The 24,937-nt window shown below is 35.6% G+C and carries 23 protein-coding genes; 8 read left to right on the plus strand and 15 right to left on the minus strand.

The features are described from left to right. Window positions 1-37: 37 nt before the first annotated feature. On the minus strand, window positions 38-277 hold the full coding sequence (locus CH364_RS18735) for a hypothetical protein (protein WP_207762208.1): 240 nt from the start codon (window positions 275-277) through the stop codon (window positions 38-40). 222 nt (window positions 278-499) lie between these two features. Beyond that, window positions 500-964: an ankyrin repeat domain-containing protein gene (locus tag CH364_RS04255; protein WP_100742350.1), complete on the minus strand. Its 465-nt coding sequence runs from the start codon at window positions 962-964 to the stop codon at window positions 500-502. A gap of 319 nt (window positions 965-1,283) precedes the next feature. Between CH364_RS04255 and CH364_RS04260 the strand changes: the two genes are divergently transcribed. Next, a complete protein-coding gene (locus CH364_RS04260; RefSeq protein WP_243401246.1) occupies window positions 1,284-1,574 on the plus strand; it encodes a hypothetical protein in 291 nt (96 codons plus the stop codon). A 143-nt stretch (window positions 1,575-1,717) separates the two neighbouring features. On the opposite strand, the gene CH364_RS04265 is transcribed toward CH364_RS04260, so the two are convergent. From CH364_RS04265 to CH364_RS04275, 3 genes are all read right to left on the minus strand, one after another. Continuing rightward, a complete protein-coding gene (locus CH364_RS04265) occupies window positions 1,718-2,092 on the minus strand; it encodes a TfoX/Sxy family protein (protein WP_243401247.1) in 375 nt (124 codons plus the stop codon). 88 nt (window positions 2,093-2,180) lie between these two features. Further along, on the minus strand, window positions 2,181-2,645 hold the full coding sequence (locus tag CH364_RS04270; protein ID WP_100742351.1) for an AgmX/PglI C-terminal domain-containing protein: 465 nt from the start codon (window positions 2,643-2,645) through the stop codon (window positions 2,181-2,183). A gap of 31 nt (window positions 2,646-2,676) precedes the next feature. Next, on the minus strand, window positions 2,677-4,353 hold the full coding sequence (locus CH364_RS04275; RefSeq protein ID WP_100743403.1) for an FG-GAP repeat protein: 1,677 nt from the start codon (window positions 4,351-4,353) through the stop codon (window positions 2,677-2,679). A 342-nt stretch (window positions 4,354-4,695) separates the two neighbouring features. Between CH364_RS04275 and CH364_RS04280 the strand changes: the two genes are divergently transcribed. Both CH364_RS04280 and CH364_RS04285 read left to right on the plus strand, forming a co-directional pair. Further along, window positions 4,696-5,454: an AraC family transcriptional regulator gene (locus CH364_RS04280; protein ID WP_100742352.1), complete on the plus strand. Its 759-nt coding sequence runs from the start codon at window positions 4,696-4,698 to the stop codon at window positions 5,452-5,454. Window positions 5,455-5,514: 60 nt separating this feature from the next. Beyond that, entirely contained in the window at window positions 5,515-7,491 is a 1,977-nt protein-coding gene (locus CH364_RS04285) for an AMP-dependent synthetase/ligase (RefSeq protein WP_100742353.1), read from the plus strand. Between the two features lie 514 nt (window positions 7,492-8,005). Here CH364_RS04285 and CH364_RS04290 read toward each other — a convergent pair. The 4 genes from CH364_RS04290 to CH364_RS04315 all read right to left on the minus strand — a co-directional run bounded on the left by CH364_RS04290 (window position 8,006) and on the right by CH364_RS04315 (window position 12,640). Continuing rightward, a complete protein-coding gene (locus tag CH364_RS04290; protein WP_243401248.1) occupies window positions 8,006-8,872 on the minus strand; it encodes a hypothetical protein in 867 nt (288 codons plus the stop codon). A 1,336-nt stretch (window positions 8,873-10,208) separates the two neighbouring features. Next, window positions 10,209-10,595 carry a hypothetical protein gene (locus CH364_RS04300; RefSeq protein WP_100742356.1) on the minus strand — a complete coding sequence of 129 codons (387 nt, stop codon included), beginning with the start codon at window positions 10,593-10,595 and terminating at the stop codon, window positions 10,209-10,211. 1 nt (window position 10,596) lies between these two features. Further along, window positions 10,597-10,950 (minus strand): hypothetical protein, encoded by a 354-nt coding sequence (locus CH364_RS04305; protein ID WP_100742357.1) that lies wholly within the window; start codon window positions 10,948-10,950, stop codon window positions 10,597-10,599. A 484-nt stretch (window positions 10,951-11,434) separates the two neighbouring features. Next, complete coding sequence (locus tag CH364_RS04315) at window positions 11,435-12,640, minus strand: acyltransferase family protein (RefSeq protein WP_100742359.1); 1,206 nt, start codon at window positions 12,638-12,640, stop codon at window positions 11,435-11,437. Window positions 12,641-12,855: 215 nt separating this feature from the next. Between CH364_RS04315 and CH364_RS04320 the strand changes: the two genes are divergently transcribed. Both CH364_RS04320 and CH364_RS04325 read left to right on the plus strand, forming a co-directional pair. Continuing rightward, window positions 12,856-13,434 (plus strand): RNA polymerase sigma factor, encoded by a 579-nt coding sequence (locus tag CH364_RS04320; RefSeq protein WP_100742360.1) that lies wholly within the window; start codon window positions 12,856-12,858, stop codon window positions 13,432-13,434. A gap of 9 nt (window positions 13,435-13,443) precedes the next feature. After that, on the plus strand, window positions 13,444-14,004 hold the full coding sequence (locus tag CH364_RS04325) for a ClpP family protease (protein ID WP_100742361.1): 561 nt from the start codon (window positions 13,444-13,446) through the stop codon (window positions 14,002-14,004). Window positions 14,005-14,295: 291 nt separating this feature from the next. On the opposite strand, the gene CH364_RS18885 is transcribed toward CH364_RS04325, so the two are convergent. Next, window positions 14,296-15,102: a YndJ family transporter gene (locus tag CH364_RS18885; protein ID WP_125178649.1), complete on the minus strand. Its 807-nt coding sequence runs from the start codon at window positions 15,100-15,102 to the stop codon at window positions 14,296-14,298. A gap of 14 nt (window positions 15,103-15,116) precedes the next feature. On the opposite strand from CH364_RS18885, the gene CH364_RS04340 reads away from it, so the two are divergent. Further along, window positions 15,117-15,827: a hypothetical protein gene (locus tag CH364_RS04340; protein ID WP_100742364.1), complete on the plus strand. Its 711-nt coding sequence runs from the start codon at window positions 15,117-15,119 to the stop codon at window positions 15,825-15,827. Between the two features lie 83 nt (window positions 15,828-15,910). Here CH364_RS04340 and CH364_RS04345 read toward each other — a convergent pair whose 3' ends face one another. The 5 genes from CH364_RS04345 to CH364_RS04365 all read right to left on the minus strand — a co-directional run bounded on the left by CH364_RS04345 (window position 15,911) and on the right by CH364_RS04365 (window position 22,788). After that, window positions 15,911-16,594 carry an SH3 domain-containing protein gene (locus CH364_RS04345; protein ID WP_100742365.1) on the minus strand — a complete coding sequence of 228 codons (684 nt, stop codon included), beginning with the start codon at window positions 16,592-16,594 and terminating at the stop codon, window positions 15,911-15,913. A gap of 95 nt (window positions 16,595-16,689) precedes the next feature. Continuing rightward, a complete protein-coding gene (locus tag CH364_RS04350) occupies window positions 16,690-17,976 on the minus strand; it encodes a TolC family protein (protein WP_100742366.1) in 1,287 nt (428 codons plus the stop codon). Further along, complete coding sequence (locus tag CH364_RS04355; protein ID WP_100742367.1) at window positions 17,963-21,082, minus strand: efflux RND transporter permease subunit; 3,120 nt, start codon at window positions 21,080-21,082, stop codon at window positions 17,963-17,965. The genes CH364_RS04350 and CH364_RS04355 overlap by 14 nt, the downstream gene beginning before the upstream one ends. Continuing rightward, on the minus strand, window positions 21,082-22,035 hold the full coding sequence (locus CH364_RS04360) for an efflux RND transporter periplasmic adaptor subunit (protein ID WP_100742368.1): 954 nt from the start codon (window positions 22,033-22,035) through the stop codon (window positions 21,082-21,084). The genes CH364_RS04355 and CH364_RS04360 overlap by 1 nt, the downstream gene beginning before the upstream one ends. Window positions 22,036-22,218: 183 nt before the next feature. Continuing rightward, complete coding sequence (locus CH364_RS04365) at window positions 22,219-22,788, minus strand: hypothetical protein (RefSeq protein WP_100742369.1); 570 nt, start codon at window positions 22,786-22,788, stop codon at window positions 22,219-22,221. An 80-nt stretch (window positions 22,789-22,868) separates the two neighbouring features. Here CH364_RS04365 and CH364_RS04370 point away from each other — a divergent pair, with 80 nt between their 5' ends. Beyond that, a complete protein-coding gene (locus CH364_RS04370; protein ID WP_100742370.1) occupies window positions 22,869-23,666 on the plus strand; it encodes a hypothetical protein in 798 nt (265 codons plus the stop codon). Between the two features lie 31 nt (window positions 23,667-23,697). Next, a complete protein-coding gene (locus CH364_RS04375; RefSeq protein ID WP_423790160.1) occupies window positions 23,698-24,849 on the plus strand; it encodes an MBL fold metallo-hydrolase in 1,152 nt (383 codons plus the stop codon). The last annotated feature ends 88 nt before the right edge of the window (window positions 24,850-24,937 follow it).

Raw genomic sequence — 24,937 nt, forward strand, 5'->3', positions numbered from 1 at the left:
GATTATCGGAAGTCAGTTGGCTTAAAGGTGAATCTATTTATTGGTTTTTAAAACAAAGATGGAATTTCGAACCAATGGAAGACTGTCGAAATGTTTCAATGCCCTCCACCCCCATGCCCACCTCCGCTTGAACCACCACTTCCACTTCCCGAAGAAGAATGCCCTCCACCTCCTGAAGACGAATGACCACCACCAGAAGAGGAACGACCTCCGCCTCCAGATCGGCTACCTGATCGAGAAGAATTACGATTTGAAGATAAAAGTTTGTCTGAATCACATTTCGAATGACAACCAATATAAAGAATTGGGCAGGTAAGATTCATTTGGTTTGAATTTGTAGAACTAGGTTGTAAAGTGATCAGATAACAAAGCGCTTGATCCGAGTCACATTTCCTTTTACAACTTTCTGATGAATGATTAGTAAATGTGTTAGAACAATTAAGAAATAACAACAGAAAGCCTAAAGAAATGAATAACTTAGTTGAGAAGAATATAGTCTTCATTTTGCGCCTTTTTCAATCAATAACCGAACAATCTCTTCCTTTTCTGAAAGGAGAATTTCAGATAAAGCTGTATGACCTTCATTTGTGACTAAATTAGGGTTTGCTCCTGCATCGAGTAATATCTTTACAATTCTCGGATAACGATTATAAGCTGCCATCATTAATGCGGTATGTCCATTTCTCGTTTTTGCATTTAAATCTACATTCATTGAAACTAATAGTGATACAATTTCAGTGTGACCTTCTTTTGAAGCAATCATAAGAGGTGTTAGTCTTTCAAACGTATCTTCAGGTGCGTTTATATCATAACCTTGTTTGATAAGTTGTCTGACTCTTTCCGTATTTCCTGTTGCAACCTGGTAAAACAAATTCTGATATCGATCTTCTGACCTGGTTTGTAGATTAGCACATTGAATTGTCAAAAGGAGAAAACTGAGCGCAAGGTAAATTGTTCGTTTCATGTTTGCATTTTCACATGACCGAAAACTATTTCAAATAGTGGTATTCCGCAAATGTGGGAAACTACTAAGTGTCCTTTGAAAGGAAGGATATTCTTTCTCTACAAAGCTTGAATTGAGTAAGATTTTCTTTGAAAGTTCTAGATAAAAAGGATACGTTAAGAAGACAATCAGAAGTTATCATGTAGACGTATGCCAGCGGTCAAAAACGGAGTTCGAATCATTCCTATATATTTGTAGCAAAATTTTAGACAAAATTATCAAAATAATCCAGCTAACAAAGAAATAGTTGGTTCGCTCATTTATTACTAATTTATGTTAAATGAAAAAAATTCTTCGCTCTGTTCTTTTATCAAGTATGTTTATTTATTCAGCAGTTGTTTGCACTCCGAAGTCGGATAACAATGATTCCCTTTCTTTGGTTTTACTCGGGGTTTTGGCTTCTGCCAATAACGCAGGTGAGGATTTAAGTTGTCAAAATAAAACACTCAATTGGAGCTTACAAACTTCGGCAGCCACACTCAATTGGACTTCTGTTAGGTATGGAAATGGTTTGTTTGCCGCGATTGGAGCCAGTGGAGGTAATCGAGTGATGACTGGTACTTGCGAATAAACTTAGACTGATTGTGATGTGAGTGATTTTTTAAGGTCGAATGTTATAGAAAGGATCCTTTGTTTTCTTGATTCAAAGTCGATCATAAAAAATTGACTGCAAGAAAACAAATGGACTCTTACAAATTCAAAATCTATTCCTTGTTATTTTTTGCCGGGTTTTTTTTGACTCGTTTTCTTGGCTTTTTTCTTAGTGGACGGAGCTTTTTTATTATATTCGAGAGATAATTGAATCCAGTATTCCATTTCTTTTTTTGTTTTTATATCTTCTTCATTAACAAAAACAAATCCTTTCATCAGGTGTCCGTTATGGATCATTGGACGAGCCTTTTTCTTCGAAAGAATGGATTCAAAAGTTTCCGGATCGAGTCTGCACATGATTTCATCAGTTCTAACGCAGACACACATTTTACCGTTTACCATAAAACATAAACCGCCAAACATTTTTTTCTCTTCCACATCCGTCTGCCCTTCCATTAACTTTCGAACACGATCCAATAATTTCTCATTGATAGCCATATGTTTATAAGATATAGGATCAATTCTAGATTTGTAAACTTAATTCTATCGATTGATACGGATCGAATGGATTTCTTGGGGGGCGCCCTTATTTTGGAAGATTCACTTCTTTTTTAAAGAAAAAAGTATATTCAGTGTAGGTGTTATGCGACTTGTCAGGTGGGGCAGGAAATTCCCATGAACTGATTTCCTTTTGGAGGCAACTGATGAGTGAATCAGATGTAAAATCGGATTGGATGAGTTCGACTTTTGTAGGAACTCCATCGGGTTCGATTTGCCAATCGAATTGGATTTTGCCTTCTTCGATTTTAGGATTTGTTTCTAAGTATAAATTATAACAGATTTGAATTTTGCGTTTGTGTTTGGTGATGGTAAAATTCACTTCTCGTTTGTGGTAAGGAGAGAGACCTTTTTTATCCACTTCCATTGAGGTTTGTGTGAATTGATTTCCATTTGAGTTTGGTCGAAGGAAAAGAAAATACACAAAACTTAAAACAAGAGTGGTGCCAATGACGAGAAGGATTTCTTTTTGATAGGGAATTTTTTTTTTCATTTATAAATGTGATTTACTATTCGAATCCGTTTTACTTTCTAAAAAACACATAGGCTGCACCAGATTGTAAAGCTGAGTTGTTTGCACTGGCCGATGACCCATTTGTAATCGTGTTTTGACTACTGTCTTCTTGGTTCACCCCAACGACGGCAGTATCTCCTGAAAAAGAAATCGCATTGCCAAACCTGTCTTCGATATCGGCATTTGGAGCCTTGATAAATGCCCTGAATGCCCAAGTGGAACCAGACCTTTGGAACACATAAACCGCACCAGAGTTGGATAGGCTGTTGTCATCGTTTGGGTTCGTACCATTTGTGACCGTTGTTTGGTTATTGTCCTCAAAAATAGAACCAACTAAAATCGTATTCCCTTGGATAGCAACTGTGACACCAAAATTATCATTAGCTTCAACGTTAGGAGGTTTCAGGTAAGCTTGGTGAGTCCAGGTAGAACCAGTTCTTTGGAAGACATAAGCGGCACCTGCTAAGCTAGCTGAGTTGTCTGCACTGGCAGTAGCCCCATTTGTAATTGTGGTTTGGTTACTAGATTCCGAAAAAGCACCAACTACAATCGTGTTTCCATCGATAGCAACCCTATTGCCAAATTGATCATTTGCATCTGCATTGGGTGCTTTTAGATACGCCTGTTCTACCCAAGTGGAACCCGTTCTTTGGAAAACATAGGCTGCACCAGAAGCAGTTGCAGAATTGTCTGAACTGGCAATAGCACCGTTTGTAATTGTTGTTTGGTTGCTATCTTCCAAATTTGAACCTACAACGATTGTATCTCCAGAGATCGAAACACTGTTTCCAAATCGATCATTTGCTTCTATATTGGAAGCTTTTAAGTAGGCTTGTTGTGCCCAAGTTGTACCTGATCTTTGGAAGACATAAGCGGCACCTGCTGATGCAGCTGAGTTGTTAGCACTTGCAGATGTACCATTTGTAATCGTTGTTTGGTTACTCGCCTCATTAAAAGCACCTACAACAATCGTATCACCTGAGATGGCAATAGAAACCCCAAACTGATCACTTGCTTCCGCATTCGGTGGTTTGATGTAAGCTTGTTGTACCCATGTAGTACCCGTTCTTTGGAAAACATAAACGGCACCAGAACTGGAAGCAGTATTGTCTGTACTTGCTGTTGGACCGTTAGTAATTGTGATTTGATTGCTATCTTCTTGGTTGGCACCAATAAGGATGGTATTTCCATCAATGGCAACGGCAGCTCCAAAAAAATCCGTTGTTTCTGCATTAGGTGCTTTTAAGTAGGCTTCCTGTGCCCAAGAGGAACCAGTTCTTTGAAAGACATAAGCGGCACCCGAAGACGCTGCAGAGTTGTCAGCACTCGCAGAGTTTCCATTCGTAATTGTCGTTTGGTTACTTGACTCACCTGCAGCTCCCACCACGATCGTATCGCCAGAGATGGCTACGGAATTTCCGAAGAGATCGTTTGCTTCAGCATTCGATGCTTTGAGATAGGCCTGCGTTTCCCAGAGTTTTGGAGAATTACCAACGCTGAATCCGCAAAAGGGAATCGGATTTTCCGATACGGATGCGAGTAATAAGGTTTCTCGATACCCTTTTGATTTTTGGTCACATGGGTTATTTAATGTTAATTGATTACAACTTCCGTAAAAAAGAATAAACAATATACCTGTGATTATTCTCATCAATAACGAACGAAGCACAAAATTACCTTTCCCCATTCCATTCCTCGGGTTCGCTTTTTCAGATGCAAAATTGCTAACATTCGTTAGAAACTCTTTATGATTCAATCACAGTTAGCAAGTATTTTCCTATTTTTTTTGATGGTATGAAAATCAATTTTTCTAAATTTTTTATGAAAGTAGGAACGATTTTATTTCGAGTCCTATGAACGGACATCCTTCGATTGTAACCTGTTTATGTGGATTGTTCGTAAAATAAAACAAATCGCTTTTATTGGAATCGGAAGGAATATCACTACAGCCATTGTTTTGAATCGTTTTTTTGTTTACCGCACAGAATATTTCCCTTAATGATCTTTTTGTGTCTATGAGTATAAATTTATGAAACAATTTTTGATTTGGGAAGATTTTGCAACATACCGTGGTGAGATATTTTCAACCCATCGGCATAGCCATTTTTTTATTCAAATTAGCATTCCTGATTCGGGCTCTGTTGAATTACGTACGGTAGATGGTGTCTGGAAGTCATACAACGTTGTCTGTATTCCTTCTGGTGTAAGTCACGAAATGAAGGGTGGGGAAGGAAGCCTAACAATTCTTTATTTGGATCCACTAACAACAGGTTATCAACTTTTTCAAGATAGAAATTTAGCTTCAAACTATTCTGCGTTTGAAATTGGTGATGTCTTTACGGAAACTCTGAAGCAGCAAATGAGAGATACTTTGAAATTATCGAATAAAGATGTTCGTATACAACTGCTAGAAAAGATAAATAAAAATTTTGATAAACAATCAAATCGCAAATTGGATCCACGTATTCAAAAAAGTATAGAAGATGTAGAACTTGATCGTTTTTCACTTTCTCATTTAGCAAAAGAAGCATCCTTATCAGTTGAACGGTTTCGGCATCTTTTTCGTCAGGAGACAGGTGTTCCCTTTTCTGCTTTTAAACTTTGGTTAAAAACAAAAAAGGCAGTCGACTATTTAGCAAATCATTCGCATTTATCAAATGCTGCCTACGAGGGCGGTTTTGCTGATCAATCTCACTTCACTCGTATTTTTCGTCGCTCTTTCGGTGTTAGTCCTTCGGATTTTACAAAAAAGAAAGAACCATTTCAGGGAATTTTCTTTTCGAAGTAGCCGTTGCGTTCAAGACAATTCACTTATTTCTGATATTCTGCGAATATTGGAGAAAGAAAAATGGGTTCTGACATCACAGCAAAAAATCTAGCCGAGTTATTTTACGATAGTGCAAAGAAGTTTGGGGATCAACCGGCTTTTGGAACAAAAAACAAAGAAAAAAAATTCTCTACAATTAGCTTTCAAGATTTATATGAAACTGGAGTTTCGCTGGCAACTGGGTTAATTGATATCGGTTTGAAATCGAAAGATCATGTGGCGGTTTTATCTGAAAATCGAAAAGAGTGGATTATAACTAATTATGGAATTATACTTTGCGGTGCTGCTGATGTTCCTCGTGGTACAGATGTTACTGATGGTGATATTCAATACATACTATCTCATTCAGATGCAAAGATGGTCTTCGTAGAAAACGAAGTAACCCTAAGGAAAGTTAAGAAGAATATTTCCAAACTAAAGAATATAACACATATGATTGTTATGGATGGCGAGCCCGATGTATTGGATACGCAAGTCCAAAGTAATGGTGAGGAAAAATCTGGTCCAGGGAATTCTTTGTATCCAAGGATCTTGAGTTTGAATGATCTTCTCGAAAAAGGCAAGCGGTTGCGAAAGTTAGGTGATCGAAGAGTAGAGGAAAGAGCGAATGCAATTCAACCAGATGACTTATTTACGATCATCTATACTTCCGGAACTACAGGAGAACCGAAAGGGGTAATGTTAACTCATGCGAACATGATATCGCAGTTAAGGAACATACCCATAAAGATTGGACCTAAAGATCGATTTTTATCGATTTTGCCTATATGGCATAGTTTTGAAAGAGTTTTTCAAATGGGAACAATTGCGATGGGCGCCACTCAATATTATACAAATGTAAGAAATATCAAAGAAGACTTGATGATTGTAAAACCTACTTTTATGGCTTCTGCACCAAGACTTTGGGAGAGTATTTACCAAGGGATACAGTCGAAGATCCAAACAGGTTCAGTTATTAAAAAAGTTTTATTCAAATTAGCGTATGGATGTGCATTAAAAATCCAAAGATCGATTCAATTTTTAAAAGGTAATCGTTTGGATCTTCATGGAAGAAATGTTTTTCAATCGATATCGCTCGCTATTGTTTCCTTAGTCTCGATAGCGGTTCTTTTTTTACCGTATCTCATCCTTGATTTGATTGTATTAAGCAAACTTAGGTTAGCTACAGGCGGAAAGCTAAGGGGTTCTGTTTCTGGCGGTGGATCCTTACCCTTTCATATTGATGAATTTTTTAATACCATCAGGATTCCTGTATTCGAAGGATATGGAATGACAGAAACATCTCCAGGACTTGCATTTCGTTCAGAAAAAAATCTTGTTATTGGAAGTGTAGGGCAGATATTTCCTGAAACTGAAATTTTACTGAAAGATATTGAATCTGGTAATGTCATTTATCCACCTAAAAAAGGAATCAAAGGAGAGATTTATGTAAGAGGACCACAAATTATGAAAGGGTATTACAAACGACCTGAAGCAACTGCAAAAGTTTTATCAGATGATGGATGGTTGAATACAGGCGATCTTGGGATCATGACGTTTAACAATACACTTAAAATTGTAGGAAGAACGAAGGAAACTGTTGTACTTCTTAATGGCGAAAATATTGAGCCAGTTCCCATTGAAAATAGACTTATACAATCACCGTTGATAGACCAAGTAATGGTTGTAGGACAGGATCAAAAGTATTTAGGTGCATTGATTCTACCGGCACTTGAAAAGTTTTCGGAATACGGATCCACTTATGAACAATTAGCAACGAATCGTACAGTAAAAGATAAGATCGAGCAGGAAGTAAAAAATCTGATTCGCACAGAGAATGGATTTAAAAGTTTTGAAAAGATTGTTGAAGTGCGACTCCTTCCAAAAACTTTTGAAGTAGGTGAAGAGTTATCTGCGAAACTATCTGTCAAGAGACATGTCATTGCAGAAAAATACGAATCACTCATCCAATCAATGTATGATGAAAAAATCCAAAAGCAGATTCATGTAAATAAATAAATTCTTTCAAACAAAACGTAAACGTTGCGCATGTTTTTCCAATTATTTTCGAACAATGTTGGCATAGACTAAAGTAACTGCTTTTTGTTATCCTTCGGACCAATTAAAGATCTATGTATACTTGGGAGTTTTAATGCATTGACATTGCCTAAAATATAAGAAGTAATCGTTCTCTATGAGGCTCATTAAGAGTTTGGATTGTTTTGTGGCTCGTGGGTATTGCGCAATTTCCCCCTAAACACTATTCATAACGTCTACAATTGACTTCTCAGAATCGTAAAAATTTGTTTCTGAGAAGTTCGCTGTTTGGTTGATATAAAATACATTTCAAACTTACTACCAGTTCACCTGAACTTGAAATGTTTGCTTTTATTTGAAGAATTACTCATGCCGAATCCGCAGAAGGGAACAGGAGTTTCCGATACGGAAGCGAGCAATCAAGTATTTCCTTATTTTTTTGATAGGTTGACTATTAATTATTCAAAATTTTTATAAATGTTGGAAATTTTCAAATTCAAACCCATTTATTAATGTGCTTCGATAATAAGAGGTTTTTGTAGATAGCTCTTAAAACAAAGCCAATCACAATCAATTGAATCGGAAGAAAAACCATATCCCATTGATGTTCGGTCAAATTGGTTACATATGGACCCTTACTATCGAATGGAAGTGAAATTGGATACCGTATGAGCACCGTTAAGGTTGTAACAACAATTGTGTCCGCAAAACCAAAATAATATGGGAGAGGGTATCGTTTTTGGTTCAGATGATAGAGAACGATCATTACAACAATACTCATTGGTTCTAAAAGTAAGTAATTGGAACTATCAAAAGTTGGTAATGATAGGAGTGCTATTCGATAAGCCGCATGGCAATAAATCCATGATAATGGTGAAGAATTAAAGGTAAAGATTCTCTGATCAGTCTGAGTTGTTTGGAAACGTACTTTTCCCATTTCCTGGAGTAACCAAATAAGGAGAAAAAAACAGGCAAACCGACTGACGATTCCGCGATACGTTCCTCCATCGGGAGAGAAAATCATAACAAAAATATTACCTATTACTGCAAAATTGATATAACGGTTAAACCAAGGGAGGAATTTTTGTTGTTTTGATTCAGGTAAACTTACATAACCAATGACGGCTCCTAATCCAAGTGGCAGAAGTAAAATTAGTTTACTAAAGCCCATGATTGCAATCGAATCATAATGAGATAAAAAAATGAATTGAAACGCAGCTATCAAAGATATGGTGGTTGTGGTGATAAAAAGAATTGTCTGGTGGTAACTTGCCAGGTAACAAGCGAGAGATACAGCTAAAATGACAACTATACTATTCCAAAGGAGTATAGTGAGATCTACTTCTTGTCCGTTATACATCATGATTGGCCTCTGGATTGTATGATTCTGAGATCAATAACGAGCAGTACCAAGTTTTTTTTTCAATCATACTTTTCGTAATGATATGTAGCAGGATTTTGTAAACGTTTTCCAAAGTTTAATCCGTTAGGAGAGTATTGTGATTCAGGCATTACCATGTCTCAAAATCTAAATCTACAGTTTCGGAGAATTCTTCCGAAAATATTCTAGTTCTCTAGTAGAATAGAGAACTTACAAGGTGGAGGCTGGATTCTCCTTTTACGAGGGAAATCGTATGTCGGCCTTTTGCCGTGTTTTTGTAAGAGTTTGCGGCTAAGGAATAACTGATTCACTATAGTTAAACCAATAGTCTCGCTCCAAACAAGATTTTTTCTTATAGAGGACGTAATCTAGAATGAGACATAATTAGGCGGGTAGCTTACCAAACCCCCTCCCGAGTTAGGGTGGAGGGGAGTGGCTCGTGGGATGTGTGCAACTTCCCTTATCAAAAACCAAACCGTTTGAAAACAATTTCCCAAAATTCACGAATATTATTTCGAATTTGTTCATCTTTCGGAAAGGATAGGTCTGGTTTACAAAAACTGCGGTTCTATATTCGCGACACAATAATTAGATGCGATTGGCAAAGCCTCTGGCTTCTCCTGAAGTCAGGTTGTTAGAGTCCATTTTTGCTTGTGATGAAAAAATACCCTAACAAGCGTATGTGAGAATAAATGTTTTAGTTCTAAAAAGTTTTCAGTTAATTCAATTCATTGTGAGATTAGCTCTGGAGAGACAATCTTGGAAAAGAAAGGAATTGTCTGAATTGAAAACTGTAGAAACCTATTTTGATTCTATTCATTCAATTTGATAAAAGACTTTTTCATTGAACGGAAATTTGGGCAGAGTAACCGGAGCAGATGTTAAATGTAAGGTGGATGTACGAAAACCGACCGATGGTTCGACTTATAAAGCATTTCTTGTTGATTGGATACTCAAAGCAAATACTAGATACCAGAATTTGGACAGAGTGGGCACCTTGTTTACAACCAATGCAAATGCGATTTTCAATCCAGTGAATATTGCATTAGTAGCAGGTAATACAGTAAAACCTAATCCAGGAGGAAGTCAATATATCTGGACCGGTTGGTAATAACAATTCTTCACTTTCTATGTTTCAAGAATCCAACCCTGGATATACTTGCAATACTTTGAAGCACTTGATTTGCGTGGAACAACCATAAGTTAAGAATATTTATTTTTTTTAATTTAAATCTAAGTGATTAAAGTCAAAAAAAGCCTTATGCTGGAGGTTAAAAGAGAAGAAATCTAGGGACTCACCGTCCCTAGAGCGGAGTTTTTATTTTCCTTTTTTTGCTGTTTTTTGTTTTTCAATCCAGCCATCACCAGTTAATTCATATTTAACTTCTCCATAAAGGAAAAAGTAATATGAGCTTGCATTGATTTGAGTATTTGTAAGAAACTTAACTCCATTCTCATTGCATGCTTTTTGGATTACTTCGGCACTCATACGAGATACACGAGTGTCTCCTAATGGGAACAATACAAAAGGAACTGAATATTCAGCTTTAATTGCCTGTGGTTTCTTTTCGTATTCTTTGTTAAAATCAATTTCTTCTTCCGAAACAAAAGCATAATTCCCTTGTATAGAAACACAGTTAGATGCAAAAGTAATCAAAAATAACATGAGAATAACAGATAGTGATTTTTTGTTAAGTGTTTTCATATTATTTTCCTCCGCTTGTCAATTTCCAACATTCCGCAACGACACTATAACTTTCCGTTGCAATAAAGGCTTGTTCATTTCTAGCAAAATTTAACTGAACGTTCTTCGCTAAGTCGCATGAATGTTTTGATTGAGCCTCATCTAAAAGTGTTGAATAGTTTTTGTAATCACCTATTTGAATGCCAATAATATAAAATACTGCGTTAGTCGATGTAACCGAACTATTTACTAACTCGTATTTGACGTTCTTGCCTGTGAAAACAGGCTTTGTGCTCATGTATTTAACTGCAGGTGTGCTACAATTAGCAATTGCAATAACCAAAATGGCAATGAAAAATATGGACATTTTTCTCATGTGTTTCTCCTTAATTCAGATCAGGAAATAGCTGGAGCTTTGAATGTCAAACAAAAGAATCGTAAACACAGGCTAATTAAAGTTATTTTAACTTTTTTTTCCAAATTACCATTCCAAATATCAAAACACCAATCCAAGGTTAAGTTTGCACCGCCTGATCCGTGTTTTAATGTTGGGGGGCAAAACAGGGATTCGTTGGGTCTTTCGATAAAAATATAATATTCTACTTATTACTTGCAATTGTTTCTTTTCTTATGAAGATACTGAAAATAATCTGCGATCAGGCTTTGACTAGGATAATAAAAATTCTAGTGCTCTAATGCGCCTATTCCAGTATTTTTTGTATTGTCGCTGTGTTCTGCAACAAACTCAAAAAGAATATTGTGTTTGTTTCGGTTTAAAAAAACTTTTGCGCAGTTTTCTCTTTTATTAAGAAACCCTGTAGGCTTTGTTAGAATTGTCTTCAAACTCTGCTGGAAGATTGTTACTTTACTGATTCTTTTTTTGAGTTGGTTTTTAGCCGCTCTTTCCAAAATAAAAACGGATACTCAACTAAGAGATATAGTAAGTAACTAATACAAAATGTAAGAAATAGAAAATTGATTACCGTAGAACCGTAATCGAACCAATTTGCGGTACCAATTTTGTTGATCTTGGCTGTTGCGCTCTTGATTGCCAGAATGGCAATCATACCATTCCAAAGATACATTGTATAACTTAAGCGGGCAATAGGTCGAAATATTCTAAGTTCAAAGAAAGATTTTAAAATGTTTTGCTCTGAGAGACAGAGCAAAAGAAGCATGCCGAAGATGATATTGTATCCGTTAAAAGAAAACACATAATAAAAAAATGGGAAGCTATGTTGTGAAAAAAACAAAGTCGATCCATACCCAAGTAAAATGATTGGAATTAGAATATTTTGGAATCGTTTGACCAGTGTTTGAATGTTCCAATGTAAATGTAAATCCATTACAATGACTCCAGCAATCAGGTCGTCGAATCGAAAATGGAAAGAGTGGTGATTCGGATATTGGGTTGCTGAATCGAAATAAGAGAATATTCTAAAAAAAAGTGGAACTAAATACAGAAAGAAAAGGAACAACAATCGGCTCCCTTTTGCTAAACGAAATATTACAAAAGCGGAGAGAAATGGAAGTATTAAATAGAACTTCTCCTCTATTGATAACGACCAAGTGTGAACATTATAACTCTGAAAATAATCAGACATATAAATTAAATCGAATTTAAAATTTTCTATTTGTGCTAGAACTGATTCGGCAGACGCAGCAAGTTCTGCTGTCCCAGTCGCTTGTGAGTTCACTAAGGTTTCCGCGATTTTTAAGGCTACCAAATGCGCTAAGATCAAATAAAAATAGTAGGCTGGAAATATTCTTAAAGAACGGTTAATAAAAAATAATCTAAAATTTATTTGGCGTTTTTTTTCCCATTCTTTCATAAGACCAAAGGAAATTAAATAGCCACTTAAAACAAAAAATAGGGCGACTCCAGATTGTAATCCCGGATAGATAATTGCAATATATCCTGTAAACATCCCAGTAAACTCAAGGAAAGGAGAAGTATGAAAAATTAAAATACCTAAAATTGCGAAAGCCCGTAGACCATTTAGAGATTCGATTTCCCCAGCTCTTTGTCTAAAAACAGATAAAAAAGCATCTTTCAGCACTGACATATAGTGATATTACCTACTGGGATTTAATTGAAACCAAGGATCTTAAGTTTAATCCAAAAAATAACATTCAAATTTATCAAAGTTCCGGAGACAAGAAATAAAGACGGCTAATTCCATAATTCATCGGATTCCTTTTCCGAATAGAATCAAAAAAAATAAGAGTTTCCTCTCTTTTTTTGCGAACTAAATTGGATTAGGCTGGGACTTTTAATCGTATGAATGACAAATCCTATATTGAACTTTTAAACCAATCGAAGTCTGGTGATCACAGAGCTTGGACTGTATTACAAAATCGGTTCTCTCGTTTTGCGACCAAATTTGCATCTAAGATGATCAACGATGATGATCTTTCGCAGGATGTGGTGCAGGAATCTTTTTGGGATTTGTATCAAAATCTAGAAAAAATAACATCGCCAGTGGCCTTTCCTACACTTTTGAAAAGGGCAATTATTAAACACAGTGACCGCATTTTACGGAAAAAGGAAAACCAAAATTTAGTTTTTGTGGATCCGAAGCAAATAGATCAAAATTCTGATGAGTTAGATTCCTCGTATTTTGAGAAAGAATGTTATGAAACAATATTTAACAATGTAAATAAATTAGATCCCGATGATCAGAAGTTAGTTGAACTTTATTATTACAAAAATTATTCGTTAGATGAAATTTCAAAATCAGAGGGCAAAACATTATCATTTATCAAAAAAAGACATGTTTACGTCAAAAAAATTCTCAGAAACGGAATCGGTGAGACGTTTCGGCCTGAGGCCAACTCGCAATTTATGATGGTAGCTTAGGAGATAAAATTGGAAACAACTCAAGTTTACTCTAATGGACAAATCGAAAATGTATATCTGGAACAACGTAAAGTATTTCTTTGGGGGGAAGTTAACGATAACTCTGCAAGATATTTAATCGATCGTTTTTTGTATTTAGAAGCTATGGATCCAACAAGACCAATTCATTTATACATTCACTCTCCCGGAGGGTCAACTTATGCAGGTTTGGCGATACTTGATGTAATGAAGAGCCTCCATAATCCTGTTTATACTACTTGTTTAGGAATGGCCATGTCTTTTGGTGCTGTTTTACTTCTATCAGGAGCAAAAGGAAATCGGTTTGCATATCCTCACAGTAAAGTGCTCATCCACCAGCCACATGTGATGGGAGAATTCAAAGGTCCTGCGGAAGACATTCGTATATTTGCTGAGTCGGTAAGAAGAGAAAAAGACCTGTTAAATGAAATTATGGCTAAGGCAACCGGCCAACCTTTAGAAAAACTGATGGAGGATACGGAAAGAGATACTTGGTTTTCGGCAAAGGAAGCACTCGAATATGGAATCATTGATAAAATTATCGGTGATTGAATTCAATTAAGGAGACATAATGTCGTGCGCAAATTGACAACCCCCCACCCGAGTTAGGGTGGAGGGGAGTGGCTTGTGGGATTTGCGAAAAACCCTTCTATTCTAATTTCCAGATTTTTACAAGATACATCCCAAATTCTCCAATTTAATTTTCAATCTTTTCGCGTTTTTGCAGGGGTATTCCTTGAATGTACTGAATATATGAACCTATTTTTTCAAAAAATATACACCGGTCCTCAATTTAGTTTGTTCAAATGCAACCAATGGGTTTGCAACGGTGGCACTTGATTTTTACTGCAAAGGTTTTATCTCACGAAATACAATTGATCCTAAAAAACATGGGATCACTAAGAAAGCATTGATACTTCCATGAACCAATACCATCAAAGGAAAACCAAAAATGTATTTTGGAAAATCAGAGTAAAATTCATGAAAGAGAGCTATTAGGAAAGTGAGGCAAAGAAAAAACAAACTACACCTACCCAAAAATTGAGATATCCTGTTTGGGTTTTGAGATAAAATCTTTGAATGTAGAATAGCAACAGGAAGTAAAATGGAATATCCAACCACACCCAATTTTTTTAAAAATGGATTTCCGTAGATTCCAAATGCGATGATCAGAAAAAAAATAACAATTGCCAGATTAAAAAATATAGCGATTTTTGTGCTTAGGTTCCTCGCTGAAAGGTAACTGATCCCCGATAAAAACAGCCAACCTATGAAACAACTATGAATGGCTGCATAGTAACTCCAGGTAGTTTGATATCCAAGTAAGTGGCATTCATTCATACCACAAAAGAACCAAATTGAAGAAAGAAAACCAAATCCCAATGGAACTAATTTGATCCAAGTATGGAACAGAAATAAATTTTTCCAGTAGATTCTACAAAATAAAATTATTCCAAATCCTGAAAAAAAAGTCCACGTAATGGTTAACTTTGGTATATTACAATTAATTGCTAAAAGCAAAAGAAAAAAAGAAATCAAGTGAACTTGTTTATATATTTTTGATTGGAACAAAAAGAATCGATTACTGAAAAATGGTGCAATTAAATATCCGAAACTAAGTATTACCAGTAATATACAATTTTCGTTCATTAGGCAGATTAAAAATGTCACAGATACAGAGATCAACACAAGAAATTTTTAGTTTTCATCTGATTGAATTGCGATTTTTCCAATTTCCTTATTATTTATTTTTTTATCTGAAAGGAAAAAAAGTAAAAGGCCTCAATCATATAGAACGATTTGTTCCTATGCAATTGGGAGAATCTATCCTTTCCCCCAAAAGATATTTTTTTTCACGAATTGTTTTCCTTTTTCATTGGAAATCGGAAGAAGATTTGGAAATTTTTCTAAATAGTTTGGAGAACGATCCCATGACTTCTGGTTGGCAGATTCGATTACGATTGTATCGTCGATGGGGAAAATTAAAAGAATTAGATTCCGCCAAACTTTATTCTTTCCATTCAGAATTAACAAAACCGATTACTGCAATAACAATTGCTAGGCTAAAGTTGTCACAGCTGATTCGATTTACAAAATGGGGGAAACCAGTAGAGAAACAAGTAAGGAATCATCCTGGAAAATCAATTGCTTTTGCTGCTTTTCGGCCCTTCGGAAATTTTTCAACTTTTAGTATTTGGAACTCGGAAAAAGAAATGCTCCAAATGGTCCATGGAAGGGATTCGATGAAAGATGGGTCGGAACATAAAGAAGCAATGATTGAAAGGAACCGAAAGGATTTCCATTATGAGTTTACAACACTTCGTTTTGAAATCATAAAAGAAATAGGAGTAAGAACTACATTTGGCATCATGTAAAATTCCTATGAATAGGACACCGTTTGTCTTATATAAGGCATACCGTAGATGTGATTTACTTCAAGATAAATCCATTTTATTGTTTAATCTCCACCTTGCACAAAGAAAATCATCATCCATTTATTGTTTTTCTTTGAAAATCCTACACGATGGTCCATCGGGCTTCTTAAGTATTGTTCGCAAACATATCCAACCTGTCCGTCAGAAATACATACCTTACTCCAGTTACATGGTTCCTTTGGATCTGGTTTTAGAGTTTCATCATATTCATTTTTAACAAACTCCCAGCTAAGTTGTGTTACTACGGCACCTTTTTTGGATGGTTTGTTGCGAATGTTGACCGTATTTCCTGTGATAAGTGAATAACTATAAGAATCTACTGATTCCGGGGTTTGAGTGAATAAAAAAGGAGCGGACCAGATATTGTCTTTATAAGCAAAACCAAGATTGATTGTTTGGGAAAATACCTTCCAAAAATCGGAATTTTTTGGATTTTGATTTAAATTCCAATACTTTAAAAATTTCGTTTTTCCCATCCCGTCTTCAGAAAAATCAAATGAAATCTTCGGATCAACAATTGATTCGATAAATTTTATATCTTTGTCTGAGATTGCTTTTTCTAACTTTTGTTTAAAGGAAAAAAAATCTTTGTCTTCTCTAGATGTATCACTTGGTTTTAAAAAAATAGGATCAAAAGGCTCGCAAGGGAGGAGTGGGGAAAAGGTTGAGACTAAGATGAGAAAAACAATGGTAATGTGAATTTTCATTTTCGTTCCTAATGTTTATAGTTTCTATTTAGTAGGCTATAATGGTATATTAATGTTACAATTGGCAACTCAATTTTTTTATGACTAAGACATTGTTAGTTTGGTTCGTAATCAAATCCCGCAATGTATTTTAAATTCAATAATGCCCTTTCGTATTCTACTAAAGCATCAATATATTTTAATCTTGTTTCATTATAAGATCTTGTTGTGTCTAAAAATTCAAGTAAGGTGGAACCGCCACCTTTATAAGCTAATTCAACTATTTTGACTGCTTGTTGTGATTTTAATAAAGAGATTTGACGCATCTGCTCAAGTGCATCAAACCTTACTTTTAATTCTTCTTCGGTAATTGCCATTTCTTTCGCTAAATTTAAAAATAATTCTTCTCGAAATAGTGCGGCTTGTTTTCGCGTTGATTGGCTTTTTGCAATTTCCCCTTGGTTTCTTGAAAAAACTGGTAATTCCAAATTCGCGGACATACCGTACATAAACTGGTTTTGTTGGACTAGAGAATCGAAGAGAATGCTGACATTTGGCACAGCGTTTGCTTTTTGTAGTTTGAAATTTGCTAAAGCTACATCTTCTGCATTTGCTAATGCCAAATAATCAGGCCTTCCTTCTGTTGCTAATTTTAATAATCTATCAGCATCGATTTTTGGTAATTGTTTTAAAGAATCCAAATTGCCGGAAAGAAATATGTCTACCTCACTCGGGTTTAATCCTAAAACAACAATGAGTTCATTTTTTAATTTTATGTAATCAACTTGAGCAGATACTTTTGCTACGGCATATTGATCTTGTGCTACCTCAGATCTTAATAATTCTAATTTAGATATATCTTCTTTTTTAAATCTAATTTTATTGATTTCAACAATGTTGACTAAGTTTTTATAGTTTTCTTCTGCTAATAAATATCTTTCTCGTGCAGCCAATGTAGCGATAAATAGATTTCCGGTTCCTAATGATATTTTGCGTAGCGATTCTAAATAAATTAGTTCCTCCATCTTTAGTTTTTTATTCGCAACATTAATCCGTTCTTCTCGTTTGTTTTCCGTTTCATAAATGAAACCAAAACTAACACCATATTGGTTTCTGTTTGGATCAAATTCTTTTGATGTGGGATTGTAAGGCAAAACGTCGGCCACAAGATTAAGGAAGGGATTGGGCCGAAGTCCTGCAGTAATTCGATCCGCTTTGCTAAATTCAATTTCGTATTTAGCAATAGCAACTTGTTTGTTGTTTTGAAGTGCAAACCGAATTGCTTCGTCGAAACTGAAATCTTTTTTAGATTTTTCTTTTGAAAAAATGGGCGTACAAATCAAACTAGCGGTGAACAAAAAACAAAAAAAAGAAAATTTAAAAATACGTTTAGATTTGCGCATGGCGTAGTTTTCTTTGTTCGCTTAGATAACAGAGTAGAGGGATTGTGAAATTACCAATAATGAGAGTGAATAACAAACCACCTACAATCACTGTCGCCATCGGCCTTTGGATGTCTGAACCTATTTCGTTAGTTAACATTGCGGGAAGTAATCCAATGATAGCCGTTGTAAGAGTTAAGAATCTGGGCCGAAATTGAATTTCTGAAACATGAGAAATTAGTCTTTTGAGATCTACTTCTGATTTGATTGGTGAATTTTCTTTTTCATGGTTAAAATTGGAAACAAAGAGAACACCTCCCATAATGGAGATTCCGAAAAGAGAAATTAGGCCGACGCCAGAGGAAACATTGAAGTGCATTCCTCTTATCAAAAGAAAAGAAAGTCCACCTAAGGCAGCCACTGGGATACTTGACATCACTAATAGACTATCTGAAATATTGTGAAACATAAGATATAGAATAAATAAAATGATGGCAAAGGTAAGTGGCACTGCAACCATCAATCGTTTGCTTGCTCTTGTTAGGTTTTCAAATTGGCCTCCCCATTCAATTTCTACATCGGAAGGTAGTTTGATATGGTTAGAGACAATTTTTTTTGCTTCATTCACAAATCCGCCTTGGTCTCTTCCTTCGATATTGATCCAAACAGAAACCATCCGATTTCCATTTTTACGTGCAATTTTTGCAGGCATTTCTTTTAATTCTAATTTGGCTACTGACGATAAAGGGTATTTGCTTTCATATTTACTTTTTATATTGATGTTACCGATTGAGTTAACGGATGTTCTATACTCTTCGGGATATCGAACCGTAATATTGTAAATGTGGTTATCGAGATATAGTTTGCTAATCTCTTTCCCTCCAACTGCAATTTCTGTAATATCTTGAATGTCGGAAAAATTAATCCCTGCTCTTGCTGCTGCTTCTCTATCAATAGAAATCACAAGCTCAGTATTAGGGCCTTCTTGTTCTATCCCAATGGCAGAGACACCTTGTACCTTTTCTAATGCGGACTCAATTTCCGTTGCTTTTTGCCAAAGAACAGAAACATCCCTTCCAGAAAGTTGAATGGAAAGGTCTGCTGCAGAACCTGTGACAGCTTCCGCCACATTATCAAGAATGGGTTGAGAAAAACTAAATTTTGCACCAGGAACAATTCGTTCAAATTTTTCCTTGATCTGTTCAATCATCTCAGATTTCGATTTTACAGTTTTCCATTTAGAATAATCTTCTAAAGTAATCAATCCTTCAATTCGATTCGGACCAAACGGATCGGTTCCATCATCATTTCTACCCGATTGAGTGATGATTACTTTGGCTTCAGGAAATTCTCCCACAGCTTCTCGCAATAAATTGGCTACATTTGCAGTTCGATCTAAATGAATTCCCGTTGGCAATTTGCATCGAAAATTAATCGCACCCTCATCTAGTTCTGGTAAAAACTCAGTTCCAAGCCCTAAAAAAACTAAAACAAGTAGTGTGACGACAATAGCATAGATACGTGTGCTTATCTTTTTTGAATGGTCTAGAAAAAAATGAAGAAACTCTAAGAAGTAAATTCTGGCACGAGTGAGGATAAAAAATTCTTTAGTTTGTCGACGTTTTTCGTCTTTAAAAAACCGTGAAAAGATAACAGGCAATACTGTTAACGAAAATAACAAAGCACCTATGAGTGTGAATGCCAAACCAAAGGCCATTGGTTTGAAAAGTTTTCCTTCCACTCTTTCAAAAAGAAAAATGGGTAAGTAAGCACAAAGGATCACTGCTATGGAAAAAAAAACCTCTTTTTCCGTGTGATCTGAGGAACGAAGGATCAATTCATCCAGAGGAACTTTCTTTTTTGAAACGGAAGAGATTGCAATTGTTGTAATGATTCCTTCAATGATAACAATAGAACTATCTACGATGATTCCAAAATCAATCGCACCTAAAGAAAGTAAGTTGGCTGGTATTTCGATCAAGTGCATTAAACAGAAAGAGAATAAAAGTGAAAATGGAATGGTAACCGCAACGGCAAGGGCAACTCTATAATTTCCAAGAAGGAAAATCAAAACAATCATGACAATTGTGATTCCTTCCATCATGGTACGGACAACCGTTTTTAATGTATTGGATACGAGTTCTTCTCTATCATATAAAATTCGAATACGTATGCCTTTATTCTTTAGAAAACTTTCTAAGTTTTTGATTCTTTCTTTGACTAATTTTAAAACTTCAGAAGGGTTTTCTCCTTTTCGCATCATCACGATGCCTTGGACACCGGAATTGATTTCTTTACCTGATTTTAATCGATATCCAAGAATTCCTTTGGGGGGATGGGGGATGACTCTTACTTTTCCAATGTCTTTTACATAAATCGGAATGTCTCTTTTTTCGGTAACAATGATGTTTTCTATATCTTTTTCATTTTCGATAGCACCTAATGCACGCACTGGAATGGCTTGGTTCCCATGTTTAAAAATGTTACCTCCTGTATTTGCATTGTTTTCTTCAATGGCTAATACCAAATCTCTCAGGAAAACATTGTATTTGTCCTGATTGATAGGATTAATTTCAATTTGGTATTCTTTAATATCACCACCAAACGTAATGACATCAGCAACACCTTGGATTTGTTGGATCCGAGGTGCGAGTTCCCAATCTTGAATGCTTCGTAGTTCCATCGTAGGAATACCATCACCTTCTACAGCATACCGCAAAATTTCTCCTACGGGGGAAGTTAAGGGGCCGAGTTCTGGGACTTCCGTTCCTTCTGGCAATTGAATGGATTTTAATCTCTCGTTAACTTGGTTTCTTGCAAAGTATTCATCTGTGTGATCTTTAAACGTCAAACGAATGACAGATAATCCAAAAATACTTTGTGACCTAGTTGTTGTTAGTCCAGGAATTCCGGTTAACGCACGTTCTAAGGGAATGGATACTAATTTTTCAACTTCAGAAGAGGCGCGACCATCAAATTTTGTGATTACAATCACTTCAGTATCCGAAACATCCGGATAAGCATCGATTTTTAAATGTGTGACCGAATAAATTCCAAATGCAGAAACCATCAAAAAACAAAACAATACGATCGGAGAGTTTTTGAGTGAAAAACGAATGAAACCCATTAGTAACCGAAACTAAGTCCTTTTAATAAGGTAGAACCGTGTGAAACAACTTTGTCATTGAGTTTCAGTCCAGATAGTATTTGAGTGTAGTCTTCTGTTTCGATTCCTGTTTCTACTTGGATCCTTTGGAAACTTGTTGAGTCTACTTGTTTAAAAATATAACTAGTATCACCAATTAAAATAATTGATTCGTTTGGAACAGAAAGAGCTTCCATATTTTCTAACTCCACTTGTCCCGTTCCAAACATTCCTGGTTTGAATTGATTGGCAGTATTTTTTGTGATAATGATTACTTTGACTGTTCGACTAACAGGATCAATCACATCGGAAATGGAATCTATTTTTGTTTCAAATCGCTCTCCTGGAAAGGCAGAAAACTTTATAAACAGTCTTGATTGAATTTTTACTCGGTTTAATTTTGTTTCGGGAATATCTCCTACGATCAAAATATTACCCGGTTTGAGTTTGTTTAATTTTTCAATCGGAATCCCTTGCATACGTAGACGATTTAGATTTTCTTCCATCGAAGCACCCATTTGTTGCAATTGAACATTGGCATCATTCAATTCTTTGCCGGCAGCTGCTTGGTTTTCCACAAGATACTTTAATCTTGAATAGGACTTTTTTGCTCCATAAAGAGCTGCTTTACTTTTTAGATATTCGGAATAGATGATGGACTGTTCTTCTGTTTCAAAGTGATAGGAAAAATTTGCCTCTTTGGAAGAAACACAAACAACAGCAATCCGAACAGGAATGGAAAGTCCTGCACCAAGATTTCGGAACTCTGCATTGGCTAATGTGATTGTGGATGGGAGCTCCCCTTCTGATTTTTTGATGATCACCCCATCTTGGATGGCATGGAAACTAGCAATGCGAGGACGATTCTCTTCTGGTTTAGATTGGCAGGAAAACGAAAAAAAGAACAAAAAGAAAAGAGCGAGATATTGAGGCATACCGAGTCCTTTTCTTACTCTATTGGGTGAGTAAGTGAAAGCAACTGGAAAAAGAATTTTAGGTCTCTAAAAACCAGGATTCTGCGCGAACCAACCTGCCGCTGGATTTTTGTCCAAAAGAGAAAGAAGTGAGCTGCTTATTTCCTTAAATAATCAGCAAGCACCTTTCTGTTTGAAGATTGATTAAATGACTCCATCTAACTTTGCTTCTTTTAAAATAGAATTAACATGGTGTTGCACAATTTTTTTCAATTCTGGTGTTTCTGGAAAAAAGGGCCAGAGAGGAAGAAAAATCCATCCCATATAAACTTTGATTTCAGATTCGCGAGTATAAGCTTTTGCCTTTCCCGTTTCATTATTTCTAAAAGTAATCTCTGTTGAGATTTTATCATTACCGATCCCTGGTAAAATTCCCAAGGTTAATCCGGTGATAAGTGGTCCATTTCCCGTGTCTGCTTTTCTTGAATAAAATACTAAAGCGTAAATTTCATCTTCTTTATCTCCGAGTTTCACAGATTTAAAGTATCCCGTTTCTTCAAAAGCAAGTTTGATACGTTTTGCGTCTGATACTACTATTTCTGCATGGTTGATAAAAGATGGTGGGTAAATGGTAATGGATTTAGATGATGGGTTTTGTTTTAAACCTTTCATAAATGGTTCATCAACGTCTGATAATTTGTTAGCAAAAGAAATGCAGTTAGTTGATAATATTAATATAATAAAATAAATAAAAATTCTAAAGTATCGTTGCATCAGGAGATTTTCGAAAATTACCACCTAATTGCAAGTTATTTTTTGTTGACACCGTTTATAATTTTTCCTCTGATAACAGAATGTTTTTTATTCAATCGAGTTATTTTCGAATTTTGTTTTTTCTAATTCTCTGTTTTTCTTGTAAATCCACCACGGAACGTTTGTTCGATCCCAGGGATTCTAATGATGAAAAAGTCAAAACATTAGTTGGTTTCATTCTATTTGATGAAACAGAAAGAACAGATATTTTGATTCCGAGCAGTTATGTTTATCTTCAATCATTGGATGGGGAGAATATAGAAATATACGAAATTGAAGAATTGGACGAACCCAAAGAAACTTTTAAAGGTGTATCTACCAAAAGTGCATTCTATTATTTTGAAGAAGAAGAAAAAACTTATGTGTCCTACGCAAACTCAGCGAAAAATTCAATGTTTAACCCAAATGTTTTAAATGGTAACAAAGAGTATTTGATTAGAGAGTTAAAGTGGGTAAGAAGTTGCGGTGACAAATGTAGGGTGAATATGAATTCTAGATTAAACCCTTACAAAAGTTATAAGACATTAAAAATCAAAGGGAAACCTGGTGAAATTGTATTTTTAGGAATTTTTACAATCAAAACAAAGGTGATCCCATCATCGACTTCCATGTTTTCGAACAAATCAAATTTTACGATTGAATTCAATCAAATCTTGGACAACTCAGAATTTTACCAAAGAAAAATGGAACCAGACCAGGAAAAAAGAATCTTTGATTTGAAATTTGGTAAAAACCAAAAATCGGCAGAAATCAAGTTTTTGCAATCCGTTGCAGAAATGCAAAGAGAAGGTTTTTGGTATATCAAAGCCAAAGAAAAATTAAAATCTCTCGAAAAATGATAGGTATCCTATTTACTTTTTGCGCAAGGAAATGAGTCTAAACTCAAGTTCATTTTCTGGAGAGAAACTTTTGCGATTTTTACCATTATACCTCTTATTGTTTTTTACCTTTTCTTTTGTCCAATGCAAAGCCTTCGGAAAGGATCCTGAAGGTTCTCACCTTGAAAAAATAAAAACATCCGCACATTATGATCACAATCGTGAACAATTTGTAAATCGTAGACCCGATGTATTAGAGAAAATGAGAGAGAAACAAAACTTCTTTTCTCTCTTTTTTAAATTTATCTTCGGTGGCGACAAACATCAAAAACCGGATGTGAAGTTACCGGAAGAAAAGCCAGACTTTGTTGAGTTTTTAAAACCGGATGAAAACATAAAATTTATATGGTTTGGACATTCCACCTTTCTTGTGAATATCGAAGGGAAACTTTTGTTTTTTGATCCCGTGTTTTCGGAGTCTGCCGCCCCTTTTAGTTTTATGGTAAAACGATTTCAAGATGCAGTGGTCAAGTTAGAAGAACTGCCTCCAATTGATTACATCATCATTTCTCATGATCATTATGATCATTTGGATATGCAAACTATAGAATTTTTTAGATCAACAAAAACTAAGTTCATCACACCTCTCGGGGTTACTTCTCATATGAAAGAATGGGGTGTTCCGGATGATCGCCTAACAGAATTAGATTGGTGGCAAAATTTGGATCTTGGAAAACTAAAAATTGTTTGTACACCTGCACAACATTTTTCGGGAAGACGAGGAATGAATGGAAATAAAACTTTATGGTCTTCATGGACTGTGATCGGTGAAAAAGAAAGATTTTATTTTAGCGGTGACTCCGGTTATGATGTACATTTCAAAGACATTGGAGATAAATTTGGGCCTTTTGATTTAACATTCATCGAAAATGGACAATACAATCCGATGTGGGAGGCAGTACATGTATTGCCTGAACAAACAGCCAAAGCCCACTTGGATTTAAAAGGCAAACGACTTGTTCCAGTCCATTGGGGGATGTTCAATTTGTCTTTGCACAGTTGGTATGAACCTGCCGAATCATTAGAAAAACAGGCCGAGGTTTATAAAATTGATCTCCTAACACCCAAATTTGGGCAAATTGTTAAAATTCGTGAACCCAACCTAATGGAGCGTTGGTGGAAAAAATTCATCCAATCAGAATGATTCTATTCTAGTTAGTGTTGTTAGTTTTATATTATGCGGACGGGACAGATCAGAAGTTTGGTTCCCGAAAATCTTTGTAGCGAAAATC

Source organism: Leptospira harrisiae, assembly GCF_002811945.1.
In the GTDB taxonomy this organism is placed as follows: Bacteria; Spirochaetota; Leptospiria; order Leptospirales; family Leptospiraceae; genus Leptospira_A; species Leptospira_A harrisiae.

What these genes read in the sequence shown, in the direction of transcription:
- CH364_RS04290 (WP_243401248.1), bottom strand. Translation starts at nt 8,872, where the DNA reads ATGATGTATAACGGACAAGAAGTAGATCTCACTATACTCCTTTGGAAT.
- CH364_RS04260 (WP_243401246.1), top strand. Translation starts at nt 1,284, where the DNA reads ATGAAAAAAATTCTTCGCTCTGTTCTTTTATCAAGTATGTTTATTTAT.
- CH364_RS04355 (WP_100742367.1), bottom strand. Translation starts at nt 21,082, where the DNA reads ATGGGTTTCATTCGTTTTTCACTCAAAAACTCTCCGATCGTATTGTTT.
- CH364_RS04280 (WP_100742352.1), top strand. Translation starts at nt 4,696, where the DNA reads ATGAAACAATTTTTGATTTGGGAAGATTTTGCAACATACCGTGGTGAG.
- CH364_RS04270 (WP_100742351.1), bottom strand. Translation starts at nt 2,645, where the DNA reads ATGAAAAAAAAAATTCCCTATCAAAAAGAAATCCTTCTCGTCATTGGC.
- CH364_RS04285 (WP_100742353.1), top strand. Translation starts at nt 5,515, where the DNA reads ATGGGTTCTGACATCACAGCAAAAAATCTAGCCGAGTTATTTTACGAT.
- CH364_RS18885 (WP_125178649.1), bottom strand. Translation starts at nt 15,102, where the DNA reads ATGAACGAAAATTGTATATTACTGGTAATACTTAGTTTCGGATATTTA.
- CH364_RS04265 (WP_243401247.1), bottom strand. Translation starts at nt 2,092, where the DNA reads ATGGCTATCAATGAGAAATTATTGGATCGTGTTCGAAAGTTAATGGAA.
- CH364_RS04370 (WP_100742370.1), top strand. Translation starts at nt 22,869, where the DNA reads ATGTTTTTTATTCAATCGAGTTATTTTCGAATTTTGTTTTTTCTAATT.
- CH364_RS04320 (WP_100742360.1), top strand. Translation starts at nt 12,856, where the DNA reads ATGAATGACAAATCCTATATTGAACTTTTAAACCAATCGAAGTCTGGT.
- CH364_RS04340 (WP_100742364.1), top strand. Translation starts at nt 15,117, where the DNA reads ATGTCACAGATACAGAGATCAACACAAGAAATTTTTAGTTTTCATCTG.
- CH364_RS04305 (WP_100742357.1), bottom strand. Translation starts at nt 10,950, where the DNA reads ATGAGAAAAATGTCCATATTTTTCATTGCCATTTTGGTTATTGCAATT.
- CH364_RS04275 (WP_100743403.1), bottom strand. Translation starts at nt 4,353, where the DNA reads ATGGGGAAAGGTAATTTTGTGCTTCGTTCGTTATTGATGAGAATAATC.
- CH364_RS04360 (WP_100742368.1), bottom strand. Translation starts at nt 22,035, where the DNA reads ATGCCTCAATATCTCGCTCTTTTCTTTTTGTTCTTTTTTTCGTTTTCC.
- CH364_RS04375 (WP_423790160.1), top strand. Translation starts at nt 23,698, where the DNA reads ATGAGTCTAAACTCAAGTTCATTTTCTGGAGAGAAACTTTTGCGATTT.
- CH364_RS04315 (WP_100742359.1), bottom strand. Translation starts at nt 12,640, where the DNA reads ATGTCAGTGCTGAAAGATGCTTTTTTATCTGTTTTTAGACAAAGAGCT.
- CH364_RS04255 (WP_100742350.1), bottom strand. Translation starts at nt 964, where the DNA reads ATGAAACGAACAATTTACCTTGCGCTCAGTTTTCTCCTTTTGACAATT.
- CH364_RS04300 (WP_100742356.1), bottom strand. Translation starts at nt 10,595, where the DNA reads ATGAAAACACTTAACAAAAAATCACTATCTGTTATTCTCATGTTATTT.
- CH364_RS04345 (WP_100742365.1), bottom strand. Translation starts at nt 16,594, where the DNA reads ATGAAAATTCACATTACCATTGTTTTTCTCATCTTAGTCTCAACCTTT.
- CH364_RS04350 (WP_100742366.1), bottom strand. Translation starts at nt 17,976, where the DNA reads ATGCGCAAATCTAAACGTATTTTTAAATTTTCTTTTTTTTGTTTTTTG.
- CH364_RS04365 (WP_100742369.1), bottom strand. Translation starts at nt 22,788, where the DNA reads ATGCAACGATACTTTAGAATTTTTATTTATTTTATTATATTAATATTA.